Origin of the sequence: Methylobacterium sp. yr668 (assembly GCF_900116245.1) — a bacterium.
Taxonomy (GTDB): Bacteria; Pseudomonadota; Alphaproteobacteria; order Rhizobiales; family Beijerinckiaceae; genus Methylobacterium.
Window position 1 is genome coordinate 131,621 of the sequence record NZ_FOZY01000006.1, and the last position, 23,823, is coordinate 155,443.

The following is a 23,823-nucleotide window of genomic DNA, read 5'->3' on the forward strand; positions in this document are numbered from 1 at the left end:
TGCCGGTGGATCTGCCGGCGGAGCTCTCACTCCAGCCCCGGCACCCGCACCCCGAAGGCGACCGCCAGCAGCACCATGTTGAGGGCGAGCACCAGGGCGGCCCCCGCCACGGCGGCGGCCTGGGTGAGCGGGCCGTTGGCGAAGGGCCCCATCACGCTGCGGCGCCGGGTGAACACCACCAGGGCCACCATCGGCACCGGCAGGGCGAGCGACAGCACCACCTGCGACAGGACCAGCGCCTGCGTCGGGTCGACCCCGATCGCCACCACCGCGAAGGCCGGCAGCATGGTCACGAGCCGGCGGACGAGGAGCGGGATGCGCCAGCCGGTGAAGCCCTGCATCACCAATTGCCCGGCGAGCGTGCCCACCACCGAGGAGGAGATCCCGGAGGCGAGCAGCGACACCAGGAAGGCCGCCCCCGCGGCGGGCCCGAGAAGCGGCGTCAGGGTGCGGTAGGCCTCGCCGATCTCCGCCACCTCGCTGTGGCCGACGTGGAAGGCGGCCGCCGCCATGATCACCATCGCCATGTTGACGAGGCCCGCCAGCAGCAGCGCCACCACCACCTCGCGGTTCGAGTAGCGGACCAGCAGGCGCCGGTCGGCCTCGGTGCGGGGATTGCCCCGGCCCTGGGTCAGGCCCGAATGCAGGAACAGCGCGTGCGGCATCACGGTGGCGCCGATGATCCCGACCGCGATGGTGAGCGCCTGCGCGTCCGGGATCCGCGGGGTGACGAGGCCCTTGGCGGCCTCGCCCCAGGCCACGGGCGCGATCAGGAGCTCGACCGCGTAGCAGAGGCCGATCGTGCCGACCATCGCGCCGATGGCGATCTCTAGCGGCCGGAAGCCCTCGTGCTCCAGGAGCAGGATCGCGTAGGTGACCACCGCGGTGATCGCCATGCCGGCCATGAGCGGCATGCCGGTGAGCAGCGACAGGCCGATCGCGCCGCCGAGGAACTCCGCGAGGTCGGTCGCCATGGCGGCGACCTCGCTGATGCCCCACAGGGCGAGGCGCACCGGCCGCGTCGTCGCGTCCCGGCAGTGCTCGGCGAGGTTCTTGCCCGTGACAATGCCGAGCTTGGCCGACAGGGCCTGGAACAGCATCGCCGTCAGGTTCGCGAGCAGCACCACCCAGAGCAGGCCGTAGCCGTAGCGGGCGCCGGCCTGGATGTTGGTCGCGAAGTTGCCGGGGTCCATGTAGGCGATCGACGCCGTCACGGCGGGGCCGGCGAACAGCAGGAACCGGGCCCGGCCGCCGGGACGGCCGTCGAGGACGTCGCGGATCGCGCCCTCGGTCCGCCGGCTCATCGCCCCGGGCGCGGCGCGCCCGGGGGCCGTCGCGGCGTTCGGCGCCACCATGCTCGAACCCTCTCCTCAAAGATATAGCGGAGGCTATATTCAGGGTTCGCGGTCAGGATTCAAGGGGCTGGCAGCGGCCGCCGGTATCGGCCCCACGGGACTCCCCTCGAGGTGGCGGTGTTTGCTAGACAGGGGTCGGGGCGGCCCGCGCGGACCGCGGTGGGGGAGAGCCGATGCAGGAACCGTCCGAGCCGGGCTCGCCCGAGACCGCGCTGGTCGATCCCGAGCGCCACGTGGAGAGCTTCCGCCAGGCCCGCGAGGCCCGGCGCTCGGAACTCGTGGAGGATTACGTCGAGCTGATCGACGACCTGATCGGCGACGGCGGCGAGGCGCGGCAGGTGGACATCGCGGCCCGGCTCGGCGTGGCGCAGCCGACCGTCGCCAAGATGCTGAAGCGCCTGTGCGAGGACGGGTTCGTCCAGCAGCGGCCCTATCGCGGCGTGTTTCTGACCGAGGCCGGCCGCCGGCTCGCCGCCCAGGCCCGGGAGCGCCACCGCATCGTCGAGCGCTTCCTGTGCGCGCTGGGCGTAAGCCCCGAGACCGCGCGGCGGGACGCGGAGGGGATCGAGCACCACGTCAGCGCCGAGACGCTCGCGGCGTTCCGCGCCTTCGCGGAGCGGCACGGGGGGGCGTGAGGCGCCCCTCCGACCGTCATCGCCTCGCGCCGCTCGCGGAGACGTTGTGTCTGCCGCGACCGACACCCTCACGCCGTCGGCGCCGCCACCTTCTGGCGCAGGCCCAGGATCACCGCGCGGAGCATCTCGGCGCCCGCCGCGCCGGCATCCGGCAGGGTGCCGGTGCGGGAGGCGTAGACCCGCTCGTGCACGAAGGCGAGCTTGGCGATCACCGCGGGCGTCAGCTTGAACGGGTAGAGCGCCGGCTGGCCCATGCTGTGGGACAGCGAGTTGATCGCGTAGGTGAGCGGCAGCCACGCGGCGATCAGCCGGTCGAGGTCGGCCGTGTTGTACGGGTCGAAGTCGATCACGGTCGGCGCCTGCGGCCCGGAAGGCCCCCGCTGGCGCAGGCGCGGGCGCACGTGCAGCTCGAAGGTCGAGGCGGTCTCCACCGTGTCGACGATGTGCAGGTAATGCGCGAAGGTCTCGGCGAAATCCTCCCACGGATGGGCCGTGGCGTAGGCCGAGACGTAGGCCTCGTCCCAGTCGGCGGGGGCGCCCCTCGCATAGTGGTCCTGCAGCGCCTGGACGTAGTCGCGGCGCTCGTCGCCGAACAGCGCCCGGAAGGCGTCCCAGTCGGGGCTGTTCAGCACCAGCAGGTACCAGAAGTAATGCCCGATCTCGTGCCGGAAATGGCCGAGCAGCGTGCGATAATGCTCGCCGAACAGGATCCGGCGGCGCTCCCGCTCGACGTCGTCGGCCTCGGCGATGTTCATGGTGATCAGGCCGTTGATGTGGCCCGTCAGCACCGGCGGCCCGCCGGAGACGCTCTCGGACGGGTCGACCAGGAAGTCGAAGGCCAGCCCGTCCGTGTACTGGGCGCGGGTGGCGAGCGGCAGTTCCAGGCGCAGCAGCGAGTAGAACAGCCGGTGCTTGGCCGCCTCGATCTGGCGCCAGCGGGCGAGGTTCCAGGGCTGCGACAGGTCCGGCACCACGCGGTTGTGGCGGCAGGCGGTGCAGTAGATGTCGGGGCTATCCTCCGGCACCAGCCAGTTGCAGGCCTGCGCGAGGGCGTTGTTGCACAGCCGGTAGCGCCGGCCGGGATCCGCGTAGGCGTGGAAGATCTGCGCGCCGCCCATCAGCGGGTGGGCCGAGAGCCCCTGCGGCTCCAGCGCCGAGACCTCGTGGACCGCGCAGGCGTAGCCCAGCGGCCGCGCGCAGCTCTCGCAGGCGGTCGCCTCGAAGGTGACCGGCTGGTCGCAGGCCTGGCACTGGAAGATCTTCATCGCGCAGTCCCGGGCCGGCGGCCGGCCCACCTGCCGGTCAAGCGGGGCCGGGCGGCAAAGTTCCTGCCAGCGGCCCGGACGGCCGGGCGACGCACGGAAATTGCTTGTTGCGCGATCCGTGTCGCATAACCGTGCGGTGGGCGCCGGCGCCAGGGACCGGCAGCGCGACCGCGTTCGATCCTTTCGACGGAGCCATCGTGTCGATCAGAGCCGCCCTGCACCACGTCACGCATTACCGCTACGACCGGCCGATCAGCCTGGGCCCCCAGGTGATCCGCCTGCGCCCGGCCCCCCACGCCCGTACCAAGGTCCCGGCCTACGCGCTCACGGTGACGCCCGCCAACCACTTCCTGAACTGGCAACAGGATCCGAGCGGCAACTGGCTCGCCCGCCTGGTCTTCCCCGAGAAGTCCGACGAGCTGAGGATCGAGGTCGACCTCACGGCCGACATGGCGGTGATCAACCCGTTCGACTTCTTCGTGGAGGATTACGCCCAGGTCCGGCCCTTCGCGTACGACCCCGCCCTCGCCGGGGAGCTGGCCCCGTATCTCACGCCCGTCGACGCGGATTGTCCCGAGATGGAGGCGCTGCTGGCCCGTCTCCCGGAGGAGACCAGCACGGTCCAGTTCCTGGTGGCGCTGAACGGCCTGATCGCCCGGGAGACCGCCTACGGCGTCCGCATGGAGCCGGGCGTGCAGACCCCCGCCGAGACCCTGCGGCTGAAGAGCGGCTCCTGCCGCGACTCGGCGTGGCTGCTCGTGCAGGTGCTGCGCCGGATCGGCCTCGCCGCCCGGTTCGTCTCCGGCTACCTGATCCAGCTCGTGCCCGACACGACCGCGGTCGACGGGCCGACCGGCGCGTCGGCGGACTTCACCGACCTGCACGCCTGGGCCGAGGTCTACCTGCCGGGCGCCGGCTGGGTCGGCATGGACGCCACGTCGGGCCTGCTCACCGGCGAGGGCCACATCCCGCTCGCCGCGACGCCGCACTACCACTCGGCCGCGCCGATCTCGGGGGCGATGGAGCCGGCCGAGACCACCTTCGACTTCGCGATGACGATCACCCGCGTCGCCGAGACGCCGCGGATCACCAAGCCGTTCTCGGAGGACGTCTGGACCGCCATGGACGCGCTGGGCGAGCGGGTCGACGCCGACCTCGCCGCGCAGGACGTGCGGCTGACCATGGGCGGCGAGCCGACCTTCGTGTCGGTGGACGATTTCGAATCGCCCGAGTGGAACATCGCGGCCGTCGGCCCGACCAAGCGCGGGCTCGCCGACCAGCTGATCCGGCGCCTGCGCGACCGGTTCGGCCCGGGAGGGCTGCTCCATTACGGCCAGGGCAAGTGGTATCCCGGCGAGAGCCTGCCCCGCTGGGCCTTCGCGCTCTACTGGCGCAAGGACGGCAAGCCGATCTGGCGCGACCCGGACCTGATCGCGCCGGAGGTGGCCGCCGGGGAGGCGGGGCACGCCACCATCGCGCAGGCCGAGGCGCTCGCCGACGCGCTGGCCCGCCGCCTCGGCCTCGCCGACTACGTCTTCCCGGCCTTCGAGGACGGGGAGCTCTGGGAGCGGAAGACCGCGGAGCTGCCGGTCAACGTCACGCCGGCCGACGCCAAGTCGGGCTCGGTGGAGTTCGACGCCCGGATCAGGCGGGTCTACGCGCGGGGCCTCGGGGAGGCGGCCGGCTACGTCCTGCCGCTGGCGAGCCTGCCCACCGGCAAGGGCGGCGAGGCCGACCGCGTCTGGATCTCGGAGACGTGGGACTTCCGGCGCGGCGCCGCCTTCCTGGTGCCGGGGGACTCGCCCGTGGGCTTCCGCCTGCCGCTGTCGTCGCTGCCCTACGTGCCGCCGGAGCACTATCCCTACTACCAGCCGCAGGACCCGCTGGAGCCCCGCGCCGCCCTCCCCGACGGGCACCCCGAGGGCCATCCCGGCGCCGCTGTGGTCAACGGCTCCGGCATCACCGGCGTGGCGGTGCGCACGGCCCTGTCGTTCGAGCCCCGGGACGGGGTGGTGCGGGTGTTCATGCCGCCGGTGCAGCGCGCCGACGAGTATCTGGAACTCGCGGGCCACCTGGAGGCGGCCGCCGCCGCGCTGAAGCTGCCGATCCACCTCGAGGGCTACGAGCCGCCCTACGACCCGCGGATCGGCGTCATCAAGGTGACGCCCGATCCCGGCGTGATCGAGGTGAACGTCCACCCGGCCGCCTCGTGGCGGGAGGCGGTCGCCATCACCACCGACCTCTACGCCGAGGCCCGCCAGACCCGGCTCGGCGCGGAAAAATTCATGACCGACGGGCGCCACACCGGCACCGGCGGCGGCAACCACGTGGTCATGGGCGGCGTCACGCCGGACGATTCCCCGTTCCTGCGCCGGCCCGACCTGCTCAAGAGCCTCGTGCTCTACTGGCAGCGCCACCCCGCGCTCTCGTACCTGTTCTCGGGCCTCTATATCGGGCCCACGAGCCAGGCGCCGCGCATGGACGAGGCCCGCCACGACGGGCTCTACGAGCTGGAGATCGCGCTGGCCCAGGTGCCGGCCCCGGACGCGCCCAACATCCCGCGCTGGCTCGTCGACCGGATCTTCCGCAACATCCTCGTCGACGTCACCGGCAATACCCACCGGGCCGAGATCTGCATCGACAAGCTGTACTCGCCGGACGGCCCGACCGGGCGCCTCGGCCTCCTGGAGTTCCGCGCCTTCGAGATGCCGCCGGACGCGCGGATGAGCCTCGCGCAGCAGCTCCTGCTCCGCGCCCTCGTGGCGTGGCTGTGGCGCGAGCCGCAGACCGGCGGCTGTGTCCGCTGGGGCACGAACCTCCACGATCGGTTCATGCTGCCGCATTTCCTCTGGTCCGACTTCCTCGCGGTGCTGGAGGATCTCCGGGCGGCGGGGTACGATTTCGATCCGGTCGCCTTCGAGGCGCAGGCCCTGTTCCGGTTCCCGGTCTTCGGCACGGTCGAGCAGGGCGGGGTCCGGATGGAACTCCGCCAGGCGCTGGAGCCCTGGCACGTGATGGGCGAGGAAGGGACCAGCGGGGGCACCGTGCGCTTCGTGGACAGCTCGGTCGAGCGGCTGCAGGTCAGGGTCGAGGGCTTCGTGCCCGAGCGGCACGTCATCGCCTGCAACGGCCGCCGCCTGCCCATGACCTCCACCGGCCGCGGCGGCGAGGCCGTGGCGGGCCTGCGCTTCAAGGCGTGGCAGCCGGCCTCCTCCCTGCATCCGACGATCCCCGCGCACTCGCCGCTGACCTTCGACATCCTCGACGCCTGGAGCGGCCGCTCCCTCGGCGGCTGCCGCTACCACGTCGCCCATCCGGGCGGGCGCAACTACGAGACCCACCCGGTCAACGCCTACGAGGCGGAGGGGCGGCGCCTCGCCCGCTTCCAGCCGAACGGCCACACGCCGGGCCGGATGGAGATGCCCCGCCCGGAATCGAGCGCCGAGTTCCCGCTGACCCTCGACCTGCGGACGCCGGCCCCGCAATGACCCGCGATGTTCGGACATCCGGGGCGGACACCGGCGCGGTCGACAGAGCGCGACGCGCCCCCGCCCCCGCCCCCGCCCCCGCTCCCGTGCGGGAGAGCGACCCGCGCTCCGCTCTGCGGCCGCGTCGTCGTCCACGCTGCGTGGATCCGCGAGCCGCGATGACCCGGGATCCGTGATGGAGGCGGCGCTCGCGGGCAGCCGCGGCCGGGCCGAGCGGCCGGAGGGCGCGCGCGAGCGCGTCGCCCGCTGGAGCGCGGGCTACCGCCCCGCCCCCGGCCGGCCGGACGAGTTCCTAGGCGCCGACGGCGCGCCCCGCGGGGCGTGGCCGCGACTGCTCGACCGTCTCGGCGGCCTCACCGAGCCGGAGATCATGGCCCGGTTCGTCGCGGCGGAGCGGCACATCCGGGACGCGGGCATCTCGTTCCGCATCGCCGGCGACCAGCGCGAGCACCCCTGGCCGCTGGGCTGCCTGCCCCTGGTGATCGAGGGGCCGGAATGGGCGGCGCTCAGCGCCGGCATCGTCCAGCGCGCGGAGCTGATGGAGGCGATCCTCGCCGACGCCTACGGCGAGGGCCGGCTGGTCGCCGAGGGGCTCCTCCCCGCCGCGATCGTGGCCGGCACGCCCGAGTTCCTGCACCCGCTCCACGGGGTCGCGCCCCCCGGCGGCCACTACCTCAAGCTCTACGCGGCCGATCTCGGCCGGGGACCGGACGGGCGCTGGCAGGTGCTCGCCGACCGGACCCAGGCGCCCTCGGGCCTCGGCTGGGCGCTGGAGAACCGCATGGTCCTGGCCCGGACCTTCCCGGACTTCTTCCAGGACCTCCACGTCGAGCGCCTGCCGGCCTTCTTCCAGGCGTTCCGCGACGGGCTGGCGCTGGGGGCGGAGCGCGCCGACCCGCGGATCTGCCTGCTGACCTCCGGCCCCTACAGCAGCACCTACGTCGAGCAGGCGGCGCTCGCCCGCTACCTCGGCCTGATGCTGGTGGAGGGCGACGACCTCGTCATGCGCGACGGGCGCCTGCACGTGCGCACCGTCTCGGGCCTGAAGCGGGCCGACGCCCTGTGGCGGCGGATCGACGCCGACTTCCTCGACCCCCTGGAGCTGAACCCGGCCTCGCGCCTCGGCGTGCCCGGCATCCTCGACGCCCTGCGCAACGGCTCCCTGGTGATGGCCAACATGCCGGGCGCGGGGCTCGTCGAGTCGGCTGCCCTCGCCCCCTATCTCGACGGCATCGCCCGGCGCGTCCTCGGCGAGCCCCTGCGGCTCGGCCACCCGCGCACGTGGTGGTGCGGCGACCTCGAGGGCCTGGCGCACGCGCGGGCCAACCTCGACAGCCTGACCCTGCGCCCGGCCGCTACGCCCCAGCGCGGGGCGGGGCGCGACGCGATCCTGGCGGGCCCGGTCCTGGCAGCCGAGCGCGAGCGGGTCGTGGCGGCCCTGCGCGACCGGCCCTTCGACTACGTCGCCCAGGAGGCGGCGCCGCTCTCGACGATGCCGGGCTGGGAGCGCGGCCCGGACGGCCTGTTCCTGACGCCCCGCCCCTTCGTGGTCCGCGTCTTCGCCGCGCGGACGCCCCTCGGCTGGCAGGTCATGCCCGGCGGCTTCTGCCGGGTCTCGGAGCGCGAGGACGTCGACCCGATCGAGCTGCGGCTCGGCATCCGCTCCGCCGACGTCTGGGTCCTGTCCGAGGAGCCGGTCGCCGCGCCCCTGATCGGCACGCAGGCGGCGCCGCGGGTGCGGCGGGTCGGCGGGCACCTCCCCGCCCGGGCCGCCGACGGCCTGTTCTGGCTCGGCCGCTACTTGGAGCGCGGCGAGGCGGTGATCCGGCTGGTGCTGGCCCACCTGCGCAGCGTCGGCGACGCCGTCGGGACCGACATCTCGGGCGCCCTCGACACGCCGGCGGCCCTGGCGCTCCGGGCGCTGCTGCACGAGTGGGGCGCCATCGCGGCCGCCGACCTGCCGACCGCCAGCCTCGCCCAGGAGGCGCTGGCCGGGCGCGACCGGCCGGGCTCGGCCCGGTCCCACGTCATCGCGGCCCGCCGCAACGCCGCCGCGCTCCGCGCCCGCCTGTCGGGCGAGGCGTGGCGGGTGCTCGCCGACCTGAACGAGTTCCTGTCCCTCAACACCGAGCGGGCCTTCACCGAGTCGCAGCTCGCGGGCCGGGCCGAGCGGGCCCTGAGCCAGCTCGCGGCGCTCGCCGGCCTCACCCACGAGAACATGAGCCGCGCCGAGGGCTGGCACTTCATCGAGCTCGGGCGGCGGATCGAGCGGGCGATCAACACCGGCGCCTTCGCGCTGGCCTTCGCCAACGACGAGGCGACCCCCGGCTGCCTCGGGGTGATGCTGTCCCTGTGCGATTCGCAGATCAGCTACGGGCGGCGCTACCTGCAGGGGGCGGCCCTCGACCCCGTGCGCGACATGGTGCTGCTCGACCCCTACAACCCGCGCTCGATCGCCTTCCAGGCGGAGGCGATCACCCGGCACCTCGCCGACCTGCCGGCGCTCGCCGCGGACGGGATCCCCGAGCCCCATTGCCGCCTCGCGACCCGGATCCTGGCGGAGTTGCGCAGCGGCGAGGCCGCGGATTTCGACGCCGTGCGCCTGACCGCGCTCGCGACCGACCTCGAGCGCCTCGCCGACGGCATCGCGGCCCGCTATTTCCCCACCGGGCCGAACGCGCTGCGCCCCGAGAAGCTGACGGGGCTCGCGTGATCTACACGCTGCGCCACCGCACCGCCTACCGCTACGGCCGGCCGGTGCACTTCGCCCGCTGCACCCTGCGGCTCAAGCCGCAGGATTGCGAGGGCCAGAGCGTGCTGGCGAGCGCGGTCACGATCGACCCGAGCCCCGCCCGCGCGGTGATGCGGCGCGACTATCTCGGGATCGACGCGGTGGCGATCACCCTGGAGACGCCCCACACCACCTTCAGCGTCGAGGCGCTCTCCACCGTGCGGGTCGAGCGCCCGGCCCCGCCGCCGCCCGAATCCGGGATGGCCTGGGAGCGGGTCCGCGACGCCGTTCTCGCCGGGCGCGACCTCGGCGGCCGGGCGCCGGTGCATTTCCTGTTCCCGAGCGGCCGGGTGCCGCTGCTGCCCGCGATCACCGACTACGCGCGGCCGAGCTTCGCCGCCGGCCGCAGCGCCTACGGGGCGGCCCACGACCTGATGCTGCGGATCGGCCGGGATTTCCGCTTCGATTCCAAGGCCACCACCGTCTCGACGCCGCTCGCCGACTCCTTCGCGCTCCGGGCCGGGGTCTGCCAGGACTTCGCCCACGTGATGATCGCGGCCCTGCGCGGCATGGGCCTGCCCGCGGCCTATGTCAGCGGCTACCTGCGCACGGTGCCGCCGCCCGGCCGCCCGCGCCTGCGCGGGGCGGATGCGAGCCACGCCTGGGTGGCGGTCTGGTGCGGCACCGGCTGGCTCGGCCTCGACCCGACCAACGGCGTCGCGGTGCGGGACGACCACATCGTGGTGGCCCGCGGCCGCGATTACGGCGACGTGGCGCCGGTCGACGGCATCGTCAGCGGCTCGGGCAAGCAGCGCCTCAAGGTCGAGGTCGACGTCATCCCCGACACCGAGACGCGGGATCTCGCGCTGGTGGGATGAGGTGACGCTCCGTCATCGCGAGCGCAGCGAAGCGACCCAGGGCGGCGCGACATCCCCGAAGGTGGCGCGACACCGGATCGCTCCGCTCCGCCCGCAAGGACGGGGATGTCGCGGACGCCACCCTCACCACATCGACTTGGCCGCCCGCTCCGGCCATTCCGCGTCGTAGCGCTGGCCGCCGACCTCGCCCGCGGTCAGCGCCGCCAGGATCGCCCCCGGCGTCGGCAGGCTTCCCGGGTCGACGCGGGCTTCCGGATCCCACAGCCCGGCCCGGATGATCGCCCGGGCGCACTGGAAGTACACCTCCGCGACGGTGATCACGAGGGCGGTGCGCGGCGCGTGGCCGTCGACCCGGAACGAGGCGAGCAGGTCCGGGTCGGCCGAGATCACCGCCCGGCCGTTCACCCGCAGCGTCGTGCCGGATCCCGGGATCAGGAACAGCAGCGCCACCCGCGGGTCGCGCACGACGTTGCGGAGCGAGTCGATCCGGTTGTTGCCCCGCCGGTCGGGCAGGATCAGCGTGCGCGGGTCGGCGACCCGCACGAAGCCCGGCCGGTCCCCGCGCGGGCTGCAATCGAGCCCCTCGGGACCGGCGGTCGCCAGCACCGCGAAGGGCGAGGCCGCGATCAGCGCCGCGTAGTCCGGCGTGATTGCGGCCGCCACCTTCACCGTCGAGGCGGGTGCCAGGGGCGCGCTGTAGAGCGCCTCCAGCGCGGCGAGATCGTCGACGATCATTGCGCCCTCACGCGACCGGGGCGGCCTTGCCGGCCGCGAAGGCTTCGTGCTCGGCGACCAGCGCCCCCGACAGCGCCGAGGCGATCAGGCCCCGGGTCTCGTCGACGCCGTAGAGGGCCACGAAGGAGCCGAACCGGGGTCCGCGCGCCTCGCCGAACAGCACGTTGTAGAGGCTCGTGAACCACGCCTGCGACACGCCGGGCCGCCCGTCCGGGCTTTTGGCCTTGCCGGACGTGTCGGGGAAGTGGCGCCGGCCGACCTCGTAGACCGCCGCCTGCAGGGCCTCCGGGTCGGTCGAGCCGGCATGGTCCCCGAGCGTCTCCGACAGGTCCTCCAGGGCGGCCCGCTCCTCGGGCGTCGGCGCCCGGTAGGTCTTGGCCGGCCGCACGAAGTCCGAGAAGAACTTCAGGGCGTGCTTCACCAGCCGGTCGAGGCCCGGATGGGTCTCCGGCCCGGTCTGCGGCGCGTAGCGGCGGATGAAGCCCCACAGCACCGCTGGGTCCTCGGTGTTGGCCACCGCGGCGAGGTTGAGCAGCATCGCGAGGGTCAGGCTCGCGCCTTCGACCTTCTCGGGCTCCGGCGGGTTGCCGGCGTGGAGGTGCCAGACCGGGTTGCCCAGCCGCAGCTTCGCGTCCTGGCCGGCGTAGCGGTCGAGGAAGCCGATATACTCGTCGACGTGCCGGGGGATCACGTCGAAGAACAGGCGCTTGGCCTCGCGCGGCTTGTTGTACATGAACAGGGCGAGCGATTCCGGCGTGCCGTAGGTGAGCCACGCGTCAATCGTCAGGCCGTTGCCCTTCGACTTGGAGATCTTCTGGCCCTTCTCGTCGAGGAACAGCTCGTAGTTGAAGCCCTCCGGCGGCTCGCCGCCGAGCGCCCGGGCGATCTTGGCCGAGAGCTTGACCGAATCGATCAGGTCCTTGCCGGCCATCTCGTAATCGACGCCGAGCGCCACCCAGCGCATCGCCCAGTCGGGCTTCCACTGCAGCTTGGCGTGGCCGCCGGTCACCGGAGTCTCGTAGCGCTCGCCCGTGGCGGGATCGCGCCACACGATCGTGCCGCTCTCCGCCCTCACCTCGTCGATCGGCACCTGCATCACGTGGCCGGTGACCGGGTGGAGCGGCAGGAACGGCGAGTAGCTCGCCGAGCGCTCGGCCCGCAGCGACGGCAGCATGATCTCCATCACGGAATCGTAGCGCTCCAGCACGCGCAGCAGCGTCGCGTCGAACACGCCCGCGCGGTAGCACTCGGTCGCCGAGCGGAACTCGTAACTGAAGCCGAAGGCGTCGAGGAAGCGGCGCAACTCGGCGTTGTTGTGCGCGCCGAAGCTGTCGTGGGTGCCGAACGGGTCCGGCACGCGGGTGAGCGGCTGGTTGAGGTGCGCGGCCAGCATCTCCCGGTTCGGGACGTTGTCGGGAACCTTGCGCAGCCCGTCCATGTCGTCCGAGAAGGCGATCAGCCGGGTCGGCACCGCGTCGCGGGTGAGCACCCGGAAGGCGTGGCGCACCATGGAGGTGCGGGCGACCTCGCCGAACGTGCCGATATGCGGCAGGCCCGACGGGCCGTAGCCGGTCTCGAACAGCACCTCGGTCTTGCCGGATTTCTCCAGCCGCGCCACGAGCTTGCGCGCCTCCTCGAAGGGCCAGGCGGCGGCGTTGGCGGCGGCCTCGATCACGTCGGCGTCGAGGGTCAGGGCTGGGGGAGCGGCGGGCATGTCGTTGGAGACGATCTTCAGGGCTGAACGCGTTGGGGAGCGCGCACCCTAGAGCGGTTCGCATCGGAGCGGAACGCCCGGAGGTGCAATGCGGGGTTCCATCGCGGGCTCGCGCGTGAGGCCTGTGCGTGCGGCCTATGACAGCGTGGGCCGGTTTCGGCTTGGCAGACGCACGCCCGATCCGCTCGGCTTCCTGCGCGTGCCAGGCCGAATCGCGAATCCCGGATCTCCGAATCTCGCCCTCATCCTGAGGTGCCGCAGCGCAGCGGAGGCCTCGAAGGAGCCCTCCAGTGACCGCTGCGCTGGCTGGAGCTCTCCTTCGAGGCCGCTGCGCGGCACCTCAGGATGAGGGCGAGGAGGGGAAGTCCCGAGTCGAACAGGCTCTCGGCGCCGAACCTTGGCCCAGATGGCGCGGATCTCCGCATCGGTGGCGCGATCGCCGCGCGCCTCGGCGGCCCCGGATTCGTCGAGTTCCGCCTCTTCCTCCGGGGTGAACCGGTAAACCGGGGCCTCGTCCCCCGCGAAGGCCAGCATGAGCCGGGCGCTCTCGTCCTGAGGGTCCGGGGACGGGTCGCGCCTTCGCCACCGCCTGCTCGAGCAGATCCGCCACGGTGCCGTCCGCGTGCCGTCCGACAACCGAAGCCGGCAGCAGGATACCCATTCCTGGTGGCGACGAAAGCCCTCAGAACGGGCTGACGGGGAAGAACCGCAGGTACAGCTCGGTGTACTTGCCGTCGTCCCAGACCCGCTGGAGCGCGTCGTCCAGCGCCCGGGAGAGGGCGGCGTCCTCCTGGCGGGTGATCAGGCCGATCCCCTCCCCGAAATAGCGGTTCTCGAGGTAGTCGCCGCCGGTGAGCGCGCAGCAACTCTCCGCGTCCTGGCCGCCGACGAACAGGGCGAGGTTGAGGCCGTCGGCGAACAGGTAGTCGATCTCGCCGCGCTTGAGCGCGCTCTCGGCCGCCGTGAGATCGGTGAAGTCCTTCGGCACGGCCTTCGGGAAGAACGCCTTGAGGTAGGCCGCGTGGGCGCTGCCGGCGATGACCCCGACGCTGCGGCCGGCGAGCGCCGCCGCGGAGGGGACCGGCAGGCCCTTGTCGGCCCGGGCCGCGAAGCGCGCCGGCCAGCGGAAATACGGCCGCGTCGCCAGGAATCGCGACCGCAGGGACGCGGTCAGCGGGATGGCGGCCGCGACCACGTCGCCCTGCTTGCCGTCGAGGGCGTCGAGCAGGGTGTCGAAGCGGCGCGCCTGCACCGTGCAGGTGATCGTCAGCTTCTCGCAGACCGCCCGGGCGAGCTCGACCACGAAGCCCGTCGGGTTGCCGTCGGGGCCGGCGAAGTGCAGCGGCGGGAACTCGTCGTCCGTGAGGAAGCGGACCGCCCGGCCGGTCTGCGGCGCCTCCACGCGCTCGCCCCGGCTGCGCGGGTTCCAGAAATCCGGGATCGTGACGGCGGGGGTGGCGGTGACGCCCGTGGCCGGCGCGGCCGGGGGCGCCGCGGCGGCGGCCGGCCCCGCGAGGAGCGCCGCGACCGCGGCCGCCGCGATCCGGGATGGGATGGCTGTCCTATCGCCTCTTGACGACGGGGACGGGGCGGTGCTCCTCTCGGAGCGCGGGGGCGGGGACTGGCTCACCCCCCTCCTCTACCACGTCCTCGGGCCGCCGGGGGAGCGCGCGGCGTGTCGTTCCAGCGCCCGCCCGCGGGGCCGGAGGGCCTGCCGCCGGAGATCGCCTTCCTGCTGGACGAGGGCGTCGACGCGCGGCTGCTGGCCCGGGCCGCCGCCGCGGCGACCGCGGCCGGGACCGACGCGGCGACCGCGCTGATGAATGCCGGCCTGATCGCGGAATCGGCCTACTACGCGGCCCTGGCCCGGGCGCTCGGCGCCCCCTACCTCGACGGCCCGATCCCGTTCGGCCTGGGCCTGCGCTTCCCCGACAGCCTCGTGGCCGGCCTCGCGCCGCTGGCGCCGGGCGCGGTGGCGCCCTGGGTCCTGGCGCCCCGCGGGCGGGCGATCGCGGACCTCCTCGACGCCGCCGGCCGCGCCGCTGGCCACGCCGCCGTGCCGGCGATCACCAGCCCTACCCGCCTGCGCGAGGCCGTGTTCGCGTCCGTGCCCGGGCAGGTGGCGGATCACGCGGCGCACGACCTGCGGCGGCACGGCCCCGAGTGGGCGGCCGCCCCCGAGCCGGCCTTCCGCTGGCTGCTGGTCCTCGCCCTCGGCGGGACCGCCGCGCTCTGCCTGTGCGCGGCGCTGCCGGCCCCGCTGGCGCGCGCGGTGATGACGGCCGGGCAGATCCTGTTCCTGGCCATGGCGACCCTGCGGATCGCGGCCCTCGCCATCGCGGCTCCGGTCGCCGCGGAGGCGGTGGTGCCCCTCGCCGAGGCCGACCTGCCGGTCTACACGATCCTCGTCCCCCTCCACCGCGAGGCGGCGGTGGTGCCGGACCTGCTCAGGGCGCTCTCCGCCCTCGACTATCCGGCCGCCAAGCTCGACATCAAGCTGCTGCTCGAGGCGGACGACGCGGAGACCGCCGCGGCCCTCCCCCGCGACACCCTCCCGGCCCGGTTCGAGGTGATCACGGTGCCGCCGGGCGGCCCGCGCACCAAGCCTCGGGCGCTCAACGCCGCGCTGCCGCTGGCCCGCGGCACCCTGATCACGGTCTACGACGCCGAGGACGTGCCCGATCCCGGGCAACTGCGGCTGGCGGCCGCCCTGTTCGCGCGCCTGCCCGCGCGGACCGCCTGCCTCCAGGGGCGGCTCGTGATCGACAATGCCGGCGATTCGCGCCTCGCCCGTGCCTTCGCCCTCGAATATGCCGGGCTGTTCGACGTGCTGAACCCGGCCTTCGCCCGCTGCGGCCTGCCGGTCCCGCTGGGCGGCACCTCGATGCACCTGCGCACCGACGTGGTGCGGGCTCTGCACGGCTGGGACGCCCACAACGTCACCGAGGACGCGGATCTCGGCCTGCGCCTCGCGCTGGCGGGCTACACCGTCGGCGACCTGCCCAGCCCTACCTTCGAGGAGGCGCCGGCCCGCCTCGGGCCCTGGCTCGGCCAGCGCACCCGCTGGCTGAAGGGCCTGGTCCAGACGAGCCTCACCCACGGGCGGCACCCGCTGGCCAACGCCCGCAGGCTCGGCGGCCTGGAGACGCTCTGCGCCGCCGCCCTGGTCCCCGGGACGGTGGTCTCGGCGCTCGCCTACCCAGCCTGCCTCGCCGCGGCGGCGTGGTCCTTCCTGGTCCGGGACATCCCGGCCGCCCCCGTCTTCCTGGACAACCTCTCCACGGGGCTCGCCATCACGCTGTTCGGGACGGGGCTCGCCGCCCTGGTCCTGCCCGCCCTCGTCGGCTGCGCCCGGCGCGGCTGGGGGGACCTCGCCCGGTCGGTCCCGTGGATGCCGGTCTACTTCCTGCTGGTCAGCCTCGCCGCGTGGCTGGCGCTGATCGAGCTGGTCCGGGCGCCGCTGCGCTGGAACAAGACCCGGCACGGCCTCGCGCGGACCTCCCGCAGCGGCCGGCGGCGGCGGGCGTACCCTGCGACAGCCTGCGACACCGGGACGTGACCGGGCGGCGGCGGATGCGCGTCGGCTTGATCTGGATCAGTCGCGGGCCCGCGCCGGGCCGCTAGCTTGGCCAGCCGCTCCCGCCCGCGCCGCGGGCGGCCGGTGATTCGCCTCGCGTGGGTCCAAGCGATGCCGGCCTATCACCTCCGACGCACCCTCGAGCACGCGGACGGCCGCTGCGGCCTCGCCTTCGCCAGCGACCGCCTGGAGGCGGACGACGCGGAGGCGGCGATCCGCCGCGCCCGCGACCTGTGCCGGACCGCCGCCAACATGCTCCTGACCGGGGCGGTGCTGACCGATTCCCTCGGCCGGATCCTGTGGTCGTTCACCCTGGCGCTGGCCCGGGAGCCGCTCTGCGTCCGACCGACGAGCTGAGGGCCCCGACGGAACCCGCGCGGATCGGCGCGCCGTGCAACGCCCGCGGCCCGCGCGCCGTTGTCCCGCACGGGCGCGGCCCGGAGAGGCCGAGAGTGCGGCCGAGAGCGCGGCCGAGCGAGCTGCCGGGAGAGCTGCCATGAGCACGATCGCGATCCTGATCGGCACGCAGGCGGGGGCGCGCCTCCTGGCCGCCGCCTCCGAGCGGGAGGCGGCCCTCTCGGCCGAGGCCTTCCTGCTGCGCCTGCCCGTCCGCGCCCTCCCGGCGCCGCTCTGGGTGCAGTGCGCCGACCCGGCGGTCAGCGGCCGCCTCACCGGCTACCTGAACGGCCTGCAGGCCGAGCGGGTGCGCGAGCGCGACCCCCGCCGGGTCTGAGGCCCGGCGCTGAGGACCGGCGATCCGCGAGACGCATTTCCCTGCGCCGCGCCATGCTCTAACCCCGTCCGCATGAGCGAGACACGCGAGGCGGGCCGGTCCGGGGCGAGCGGGGGGCGGGACGCCGATCCCGCCGCGGAGGCGCCCCTGGGCCGGCTCCTGCGCCTGATGGCGACCCTGCGCGATCCCGTCGCCGGCTGCCCCTGGGACGTGGCGCAGAGCTTCGCCACCATCGTGCCCTACACGATCGAGGAGGCCTACGAGGTCGCCGACGCGGTGGCGCGGGGGGACCTCGGCGACCTGCGCGACGAGCTCGGCGACCTGCTGCTTCAGGTGGTGTTCCACGCCCGCATGGCCGAGGAGCGGGGCGCCTTCGCGTTCGACGACGTGGCCCGCGCCATCGGCGACAAGCTGGTCCGACGCCACCCCCACGTCTTCACCCCGGACGGCGCGCCCCTGCCTGCCGGCTCGCCCCTGCGCGACCCCGCGGCGGTCGAGGCCCAGTGGGCTGCGATCAAGGCGCAGGAGCGGGCGGCCCGGCAGGCGGAGCGGCGGGACTCGGGGCTCGCGCCGGACCCGGCGCCCGACCTCCTCGGCGGCGTCGCGCGGGCGCTGCCGGCCCTCGCCCGGGCAGAGAAGATCTCCCGGCGGGCGGCCGCCTACGGCTTCGACTGGGACGACGCCGCCCAGGTCGTCGACAAGGTCCGCGAGGAGACCGACGAGGTCGCCGAGGCCCTGGCGGCGGGCGACCCGGAGGCCCTGTCCGAGGAGATCGGCGACCTCCTGTTCTCCGTGGCGAACCTCGCGCGGCACGCCGGGATCGACCCGGAGACGGCCCTGCGCGACGGCACCGCCAAGTTCGAGCGCCGCTTCGCCGCCATGGCGCGCCATCTCGCGGCGTCCGGGGGCGCCCTCGGCCGCTCCGACCTCGCCGCCATGGAGGCGGCGTGGCAGGCGGCCAAGCGCGACGAGGCGGCGGGACAGGCGTAGCGGCGCCGTCAGGCCGCCCCGCCCCGCCCCGCCCCGCCCTGCCCGCTCGCTCGCGGCCCGAGATGCCGGCTCGTCGCGGCGGATCCGTCGGGCTCCGAAACGGTGATCCGACGCGTTGGCGTTCCGGCGGGCGGGCGTTAAACCCGTGCCATGTTCGACGACGCGGCCGCTCGGCGCTACCTCGCGGGACTGGCCCCCGTGGCGGCGGGGTCGGTGCGCTGGCTCATCTACGATCACAACCGGCAATGGGTCTCGGTCGTGGACGGCGATCTCGTGTCCCTGCGGCAGGATTGCCTGCACGTCCTCGACGTCTCCGCGGAGGCGGACGCCACCGCGTCCCTCGTCGACGCGATCCGCGAGTTCCTCGCCGAAGGGACGGAGCGCACCCCGCAGATCGTCGCCCTCTCGTGCGCCGTGCTGATGCAGAGCGTCGGGGATCTCGACGCGGTCTTCGATCGGATCCGGTCCGGCGTCATGGCAACCCTCGTCTACGCCGAGGACGTCGTGGTCAGGCCCGTCGCCGGGTAGCGCGGATCGGCCCTCGCCCGGACGCGCCGCCCGACCGGGCCGGCTGCCTTCGCGGCTGCCTTCGCGGCGATCCCCGCGGCGATCCTCCGCGGCGCCCCCGCGCGGCGAGGGCTCGACACGTCGCGGCGCGCGGATATGTTCCGCGCATGCGCTTCGCCCTGCCCGCCCTCGCCGTCCTCGCCGTCACCGCCGCCCTGTCCCGGCCGGCCGCGGCCGAGACCATCCTCCAGGAGCGGTTCGGGTGCCACACCCAGGAGGTCACGGACCGCCTGTTCAAGCTGGTCATGGCGGGCGACGAGTCCGGGTTCGGCCAGCTGCTGCAGGGCAGCCTCGCCAGCGGCGAGTGCCGGTCGTTCAAGCCCGGCGAGGAGGTCCGGCTCGAGTCCCGGACGATGAGCTACGGCTGCCTCGCCCTGAAGGACACGCAGGATCGCTGCTACTGGACGCCGCTGAGCGCCATCGAGAAGTCGAACTGACGGCGAACTGACGCCCCCGCGGGGTGGCGGCGAACCGGCGCCCGGGGGCGCCGGCCCGCCCGCGCGGCCGGTCCGCGGTCAGGCGGCCTTCTTCCCCCGGCCCTTCGACGGCTCCGCGTCCGGCTCCGCCCCGCCGGGCTCGCCCGCGGCGTTGATCGACTCGGCGATCTTCGAGAGCAGCGCGTCGGTCCGCTTCTCCTCCTGCAGGGTCTCGTCCAGGAGCTGGGCGGCGTCCGCGTAGCCGAGCTGGGCCGCCCAGGTCTTCAGGGTGCCGTAGCGGGCGATCTCGTAGTGCTCCACCGCCTGGGCGCAGGCGGCCAGCACCGCGTCGGCGGCCGGGCTGTCGGCGAAGTCGTCGAGATCCTCCTCCATCTCCGAGACGATGCCCTGCATCGCCTCGCAGGTCTTGGCCCGGGCCGGCTTGCCGATGATCTCGAAGACCTGCGTCAGGCGCTCCACCTGCTGGGCGCTCTCCTCGGCGTGGGTCTCGAAGGCCTGGCGCAGCTCGTCGTGCTCCGCCGCCTTGGCGGATTTCTTGAGGGCTTTCACCGACTGCTTCTCGGCGTAGTAGACGTCCTTCAGGGTCTCGTAGAAGGCGTCCTGCAGCGTCTTCTGCTTGGCCATTCGGTCTGTCTCCGCTGGTGTCCACGCGCCGTGTTCGGCGGCGTCCTCCGGGGAACTCCGGTCCGGCCGGCCGTATCCGGGCGATATCTTCGCCCTGTGGAGGAACCTTTCGGGGCTCAGCCGCCCGCCCCGTCCGGGCGCGGCTTCCGGCTGCCCCGCGGCGCGCCGCCCGGCTTCGGGCGCAGGCGGTCGAGGACCGTTTCCAGGGCGCGCTCCACCGCGTCGCGGTCCGGCACGGTCTCCGGCACCGCGTCCGGCGGAGGCGGGGGCGATCGGCCCGGGTCGCGGCGCTTCGGCATGTCGTCCGCCCGTATCGCCGCCGGGCCGACCGGTCTTCCGGCCCGCGCGGCGGCTTCCGGCCGGTCGATCGGCCAGGATCCTGGGATCAAAGCCTGCCGGGATCCGGGGATCCCGGGATCCTGTGATCAAGGTTCGCGGATGGTTGCCGGCGCGTCGGGACCCGGACCTTTCGGCGGCCGTGCCGGATCACCGGAGATCTCGGTCGCGCCCTGTCCGGACCCGCGGCGGCCGCCGAACGGCCAGTCGATCAGGCCGCCGGCCCAGAGCGCCGCCCAGACGAAGACCGGCTGAAACGCGAGCCGCGGCCCGTGGTACCACCAGGAATCCGGGATGCCCTCGACGTGGACGTGCTCGAACGCGTGCTTGAGGTTCGCCGGGTAGACGCAGACCGCGTAGAGGGCGAGGCCGAGCGCGGCCGCCCGGCGGAACCGCCCGGTGAGGAGGCCGACCGCGCCCGCGATCTCGCACAGGCCGGTCGCCAGGATGACGAGCCGCGGCTGCGGCACCCAGTCGGGCATGAGCGGCAGCATCGCATCGGTCGCCACGAGGTGGACCACGCCGATGAACCCGTAGATCGCCGCGAGCGCGTAGCGCAGCCGGCGCCGCCAAGTCTCGATTGACGCCTCGATCGCTCCCTCGGTCACGCGACCGCGTCCTCCGTGACGCCGCAGGCCTGCGCCACGCGGGCGCGCAGGGCCGCCACGAGGCGGGTCACCGCCGGATGGCCGGCGCCCGGGAAGGCCGTGTCGCCGACGGCCGTCACGGGGGCCAGGAGCCGCAGGGAGTTGGTCAGGAACACGGCCTCCGCGCCGAGGAGATCGGGCAGGCCGAGCGACCGTTCCTCGGCCCGCAGCCCGCATCCGGCGGCGAGACCCAGCACCTCCGCCCGCACGATGCCGGCGAGCACGCCGTCCCCGAGCGGGGGCGTCACCAGATTGGCGCCGAACAGGGCGAAGAGATTGCCGGTGCCCGCGCAGGCGACGCGGCCCCGGGTGTTGCGGAACAGCGCCTCGTCGAACCCCGCGGCGGCGGCCTCGCGGGCGGCCAGCACCGCGTCGAGATAGCCCAGCGTCTTCAGGCGGGCGGCGGGGGAGGTGTCGTTGCGGGCGATGGCCGTCGGCCACAGGCGCAGGGGCGCGAAGGACGCGGCCCTGGCGCTCGCGGCCGCGGTGGCGAACAGGGTCGGGTTCGGCGCGTCCGGCGGCCTCAGGCCGCGCGGGCCGGAGCCGCGCGTCAGCGTGGTCCGGATCGCGAGCCGCTCCCCCTGACCCGCGAGGTCCCGCATGGCCGCACGGATCCGCTCGGGTTCGGCGGGGATCCCCAGCGTCTCCGCGGAGGCCACGAGCCGGGCGATATGGGCGTCCTCGAAGGCGACGCGGCCGCCGAGCGCCAGTGCGGTGTCGAACAGGCCGTCGCCGAGCGTCAGGCCGCGGTCGGTGTGGTCGAGCGGAGCCGTGGTTCCGGGCAGAAGCGCCCCGTCACGCCACAGCATCGCGGCGCCCCTCCGGCCTCTCCCGCCACGCGCGGGCGAGATCCAGGAAATTGGCGAACAGGGCGTGGCCGCCCTCGGTCAGGACCGATTCCGGGTGGAACTGGATGCCGTAGGTCGGGTGAGTCCGGTGCGACAGCGCCATCACCTCCCCCTCCTGCGAGACCGCGTCGACCGAGAGGTGTCTTTCCATGTCGGGGCCGGGATTCACGACCAGCGAGTGGTAGCGCCCGACCGGCATCGGCGCCGGGATTCCGGAAAACAGGCGCTCGCCGGTATGGGCGATCGGCGTCATCTGCCCGTGGAGGGGGCGCTGTGCCCGCGCGACCGTGCCGCCGAAGGCCGCGCCGATCGCCTGATGGCCGAGGCAGACGCCGAGGATCGGCACCGCGCCCGACAGGTCGCGGATCGCCGGCAGGGAGATCCCGGCCTCCGCGGGGGTGCAGGGCCCGGGCGAGACCACCAGGGCCTCCGGCTCCAGCGCCCGGATGCCGGGGACGTCCAGCGCGTCGTTGCGCACGACCCGGACCGTCTCGCCGAGCTCCTCCAGGTAACGGACGACGTTGAAGACGAACGAGTCGTAATTGTCGAGGACGAGGATCATGCGAAGGCCTCGAACACGCGGGCGGCCTTGGCCAGGGTCTCGTCGTATTCCGGGCCGGGCTCCGACAGCAGAGTCACCCCGCCCCCGGCCTGCAGGACCGCCTGCCGGTCGTCCATGAACACGGTGCGGATCGCGATCGACGTGTCGAGCGCCCCGTCGAAGCCGATCCGGCCGATGGCGCCGCAGTAGAGTTCCCGCGCGTCGCCCTCGATCTCCGTGATGATGTCCATGGCGCGGATCTTCGGCGCGCCCGTGATCGAGCCGCCCGGGAAGGTCCCTTCCAGGAGGTCGAGGGCGTCGAGCCCGTCGCGGAGGTCGCCGGTCACCACCGACACCAGATGGTGGACGTTGGCGTAGGTCTCCAGGCCGCACAGGGTCGGCACGGCGACGGTGCCCGGCCGGCAGACCCGCGACAGGTCGTTGCGCAGCAGGTCGACGATCATGACGTTCTCGGCCCGCTCCTTGACGCTGGCCTGGAGCGCCTCGGCCGCCGCCCGGTCGGCCGCCGGGTCGTCGAGGCGGCGGGCGGTGCCCTTGATCGGGCGCGTCTCCACGTGCCGCCCGTCGAGGCGGATGAACCGCTCCGGCGAGGACGAGGCGACGGTCAGGCCCTCCTGTTCCAGGTAGGCCCCGAAGGTCGCCGGGTTGGTCTCGCGCAGCCGCCGGTAGAGGGCGAACGGGTCGAAGCCGGCCGGCAGGTCGGCGACGAAGCGCTGGGCGATGTTGGCCTGGTAGATGTCGCCGGCCCGGATGTAGGTGCGGACCTTTTCGACTGCTTCTTCATAGCTTTGGCGGTCGAAGTTCGAGCGCCACGCGAGCGGCTGGGCCGGCCGGGCGGGGGCCGGGACCGGCGGCTCCGCGCCGCCGAGCAGGTCGGCGAAGCGGGCGAGCCGCGCCTCCGCGCGGGCCCGCCGCGCGTCCGGCGCGGTCTCGGGGAAACCCGTGGCGACGAGCCGGCCCGTGCCGGCGGCGTGGTCGACGACCAGCGCGGTGTCGTAGAGGTTCAGCGCGATGTCGTCGGTGAGCCCCGCCCGCCGGGCGGGCGGCGCCACCCGCTCCAGCGCCGCGCCGAGGTCGTAGGCGAGGTACCCGATCGCCCCGCCGGGGAACGGCTCCGGGCCTGCCTCGAGCCGGTAGGGTTCGAGGCAGGCCCGGAGCGCGGCCATCGGGCCGCCCGCCACCGGCCGCCCGTCGAGGGTCGCGCGCCCGTCGCGGTAGCGGAACCGCGCGAACGGGTCGGCGGCCACGATCGAGTGCCGCCCCAGCGGGTCGTGCCGCATGGCGCTGTCGAGGAAGGCGAGCCCGGGCAGGGCGCGCAGCCGCGCCGCCGCCGCGACGGGATCGATGAAGGGGATCTCTCGGGTCCACATGACCGGGTTCGGGGCCGTTATCCTCGGGCTGTGCGTCATCCGCTGCCGTCGCACAGGCGATGCCGCGGGGGAAGCGGCAGTTCCACGCAGGCCCCGCCGCCGCGCGCGGGCGGGCCGTGTCCGGGGCGCAGGGCCGCGCCGCCCAATCCTGATGTGGGGTCTGAGGAGCCGGCCGCAAAGCTCTGCCGTAGCGATAGGATCCGCGCCCGGGCTCAGGCTCGCGCGCAGGGCCGGGCACCCCTGCGGCGGCCGGCCTCGCGCGGAGGCGCGGGAGCCTGTATAGGAGCGCGACCCCGAATTCCTGGTCCCGCGCGCCGGGCGGCCGATCGCC

At 74.2% G+C, this 23,823-nt stretch carries 21 protein-coding genes and 1 pseudogene; 10 read left to right on the top strand and 12 right to left on the bottom strand.

Annotation, left to right across the window (positions count from 1 at the left end):
* Positions 1-26: 26 nt before the first annotated feature.
* A complete protein-coding gene (locus tag BM419_RS09850) occupies positions 27-1,355 on the bottom strand; it encodes an Nramp family divalent metal transporter (protein WP_091926318.1) in 1,329 nt (442 codons plus the stop codon).
* Between the two features lie 173 nt (positions 1,356-1,528).
* Between BM419_RS09850 and mntR the strand changes: the two genes are divergently transcribed.
* Positions 1,529-1,990, top strand: coding sequence for a manganese-binding transcriptional regulator MntR (gene mntR / locus BM419_RS09855; RefSeq protein ID WP_020093314.1), 462 nt, complete (start codon positions 1,529-1,531; stop codon positions 1,988-1,990).
* Between the two features lie 68 nt (positions 1,991-2,058).
* On the opposite strand, the gene BM419_RS09860 is transcribed toward mntR, so the two are convergent.
* Entirely contained in the window at positions 2,059-3,255 is a 1,197-nt protein-coding gene (locus tag BM419_RS09860; RefSeq protein WP_026604947.1) for a zinc-binding metallopeptidase family protein, read from the bottom strand.
* A gap of 197 nt (positions 3,256-3,452) precedes the next feature.
* On the opposite strand from BM419_RS09860, the gene BM419_RS09865 reads away from it, so the two are divergent.
* The 3 genes from BM419_RS09865 to BM419_RS09875 all read left to right on the top strand — a co-directional run bounded on the left by BM419_RS09865 (position 3,453) and on the right by BM419_RS09875 (position 10,352).
* Positions 3,453-6,743, top strand: a complete 3,291-nt coding sequence (locus tag BM419_RS09865) for a transglutaminase family protein (RefSeq protein ID WP_091926398.1) — start codon at positions 3,453-3,455, stop codon at positions 6,741-6,743.
* Between the two features lie 175 nt (positions 6,744-6,918).
* Positions 6,919-9,456, top strand: coding sequence for a circularly permuted type 2 ATP-grasp protein (locus tag BM419_RS09870; RefSeq protein ID WP_020093311.1), 2,538 nt, complete (start codon positions 6,919-6,921; stop codon positions 9,454-9,456).
* Positions 9,453-10,352 (top strand): transglutaminase family protein, encoded by a 900-nt coding sequence (locus BM419_RS09875; protein ID WP_091677708.1) that lies wholly within the window; start codon positions 9,453-9,455, stop codon positions 10,350-10,352. Before BM419_RS09870 ends, BM419_RS09875 begins: the two co-directional genes overlap by 4 nt.
* A gap of 123 nt (positions 10,353-10,475) precedes the next feature.
* Here BM419_RS09875 and BM419_RS09880 read toward each other — a convergent pair whose 3' ends face one another.
* The 4 genes and pseudogenes from BM419_RS09880 to BM419_RS09895 form a co-directional block, all read right to left on the bottom strand.
* Entirely contained in the window at positions 10,476-11,087 is a 612-nt protein-coding gene (locus tag BM419_RS09880; protein WP_020093309.1) for a pyridoxamine 5'-phosphate oxidase family protein, read from the bottom strand.
* A gap of 7 nt (positions 11,088-11,094) precedes the next feature.
* Positions 11,095-12,801 carry a lysine--tRNA ligase gene (locus BM419_RS09885; protein WP_020093308.1) on the bottom strand — a complete coding sequence of 569 codons (1,707 nt, stop codon included), beginning with the start codon at positions 12,799-12,801 and terminating at the stop codon, positions 11,095-11,097.
* Positions 12,802-13,197: 396 nt separating this feature from the next.
* Positions 13,198-13,411 (bottom strand): annotated as a pseudogene (locus tag BM419_RS32835) (hypothetical protein); the annotation flags it as partial.
* Between the two features lie 72 nt (positions 13,412-13,483).
* Positions 13,484-14,431 carry a transporter substrate-binding domain-containing protein gene (locus tag BM419_RS09895; protein ID WP_042672727.1) on the bottom strand — a complete coding sequence of 316 codons (948 nt, stop codon included), beginning with the start codon at positions 14,429-14,431 and terminating at the stop codon, positions 13,484-13,486.
* A 45-nt stretch (positions 14,432-14,476) separates the two neighbouring features.
* On the opposite strand from BM419_RS09895, the gene BM419_RS09900 reads away from it, so the two are divergent.
* From BM419_RS09900 to BM419_RS09925, 6 genes are all read left to right on the top strand, one after another.
* A complete protein-coding gene (locus tag BM419_RS09900; protein WP_091926319.1) occupies positions 14,477-16,360 on the top strand; it encodes a glycosyltransferase family 2 protein in 1,884 nt (627 codons plus the stop codon).
* Positions 16,361-16,489: 129 nt separating this feature from the next.
* Positions 16,490-16,735 (top strand): hypothetical protein, encoded by a 246-nt coding sequence (locus BM419_RS09905; RefSeq protein ID WP_042672728.1) that lies wholly within the window; start codon positions 16,490-16,492, stop codon positions 16,733-16,735.
* 139 nt (positions 16,736-16,874) lie between these two features.
* Positions 16,875-17,111 carry a hypothetical protein gene (locus tag BM419_RS09910; protein ID WP_091926320.1) on the top strand — a complete coding sequence of 79 codons (237 nt, stop codon included), beginning with the start codon at positions 16,875-16,877 and terminating at the stop codon, positions 17,109-17,111.
* A gap of 72 nt (positions 17,112-17,183) precedes the next feature.
* A complete protein-coding gene (gene mazG, locus BM419_RS09915) occupies positions 17,184-18,101 on the top strand; it encodes a nucleoside triphosphate pyrophosphohydrolase (protein ID WP_091926321.1) in 918 nt (305 codons plus the stop codon).
* Positions 18,102-18,251: 150 nt separating this feature from the next.
* Positions 18,252-18,629 carry a hypothetical protein gene (locus BM419_RS09920; RefSeq protein WP_091677477.1) on the top strand — a complete coding sequence of 126 codons (378 nt, stop codon included), beginning with the start codon at positions 18,252-18,254 and terminating at the stop codon, positions 18,627-18,629.
* Between the two features lie 146 nt (positions 18,630-18,775).
* The gene (locus BM419_RS09925) at positions 18,776-19,105 is read left to right on the top strand and encodes a hypothetical protein (RefSeq protein ID WP_056523111.1); all 330 of its coding nucleotides are present in this window, start codon (positions 18,776-18,778) and stop codon (positions 19,103-19,105) included.
* Between the two features lie 78 nt (positions 19,106-19,183).
* On the opposite strand, the gene BM419_RS09930 is transcribed toward BM419_RS09925, so the two are convergent.
* From BM419_RS09930 to pabB, 6 genes are all read right to left on the bottom strand, one after another.
* The gene (locus BM419_RS09930; protein WP_042672733.1) at positions 19,184-19,729 is read right to left on the bottom strand and encodes a YciE/YciF ferroxidase family protein; all 546 of its coding nucleotides are present in this window, start codon (positions 19,727-19,729) and stop codon (positions 19,184-19,186) included.
* A 116-nt stretch (positions 19,730-19,845) separates the two neighbouring features.
* Positions 19,846-20,028 carry a hypothetical protein gene (locus BM419_RS09935; RefSeq protein ID WP_026604943.1) on the bottom strand — a complete coding sequence of 61 codons (183 nt, stop codon included), beginning with the start codon at positions 20,026-20,028 and terminating at the stop codon, positions 19,846-19,848.
* Positions 20,029-20,154: 126 nt separating this feature from the next.
* On the bottom strand, positions 20,155-20,646 hold the full coding sequence (locus BM419_RS09940; protein ID WP_085986781.1) for a DoxX family protein: 492 nt from the start codon (positions 20,644-20,646) through the stop codon (positions 20,155-20,157).
* 23 nt (positions 20,647-20,669) lie between these two features.
* The gene (locus BM419_RS09945; RefSeq protein WP_091926322.1) at positions 20,670-21,521 is read right to left on the bottom strand and encodes an aminotransferase class IV; all 852 of its coding nucleotides are present in this window, start codon (positions 21,519-21,521) and stop codon (positions 20,670-20,672) included.
* On the bottom strand, positions 21,508-22,122 hold the full coding sequence (locus BM419_RS09950; protein WP_042672743.1) for an anthranilate synthase component II: 615 nt from the start codon (positions 22,120-22,122) through the stop codon (positions 21,508-21,510). Before BM419_RS09950 ends, BM419_RS09945 begins: the two co-directional genes overlap by 14 nt.
* The gene (gene pabB / locus BM419_RS09955) at positions 22,119-23,492 is read right to left on the bottom strand and encodes an aminodeoxychorismate synthase component I (protein WP_091926323.1); all 1,374 of its coding nucleotides are present in this window, start codon (positions 23,490-23,492) and stop codon (positions 22,119-22,121) included. Before pabB ends, BM419_RS09950 begins: the two co-directional genes overlap by 4 nt.
* Between the last annotated feature and the right edge of the window lie 331 nt (positions 23,493-23,823).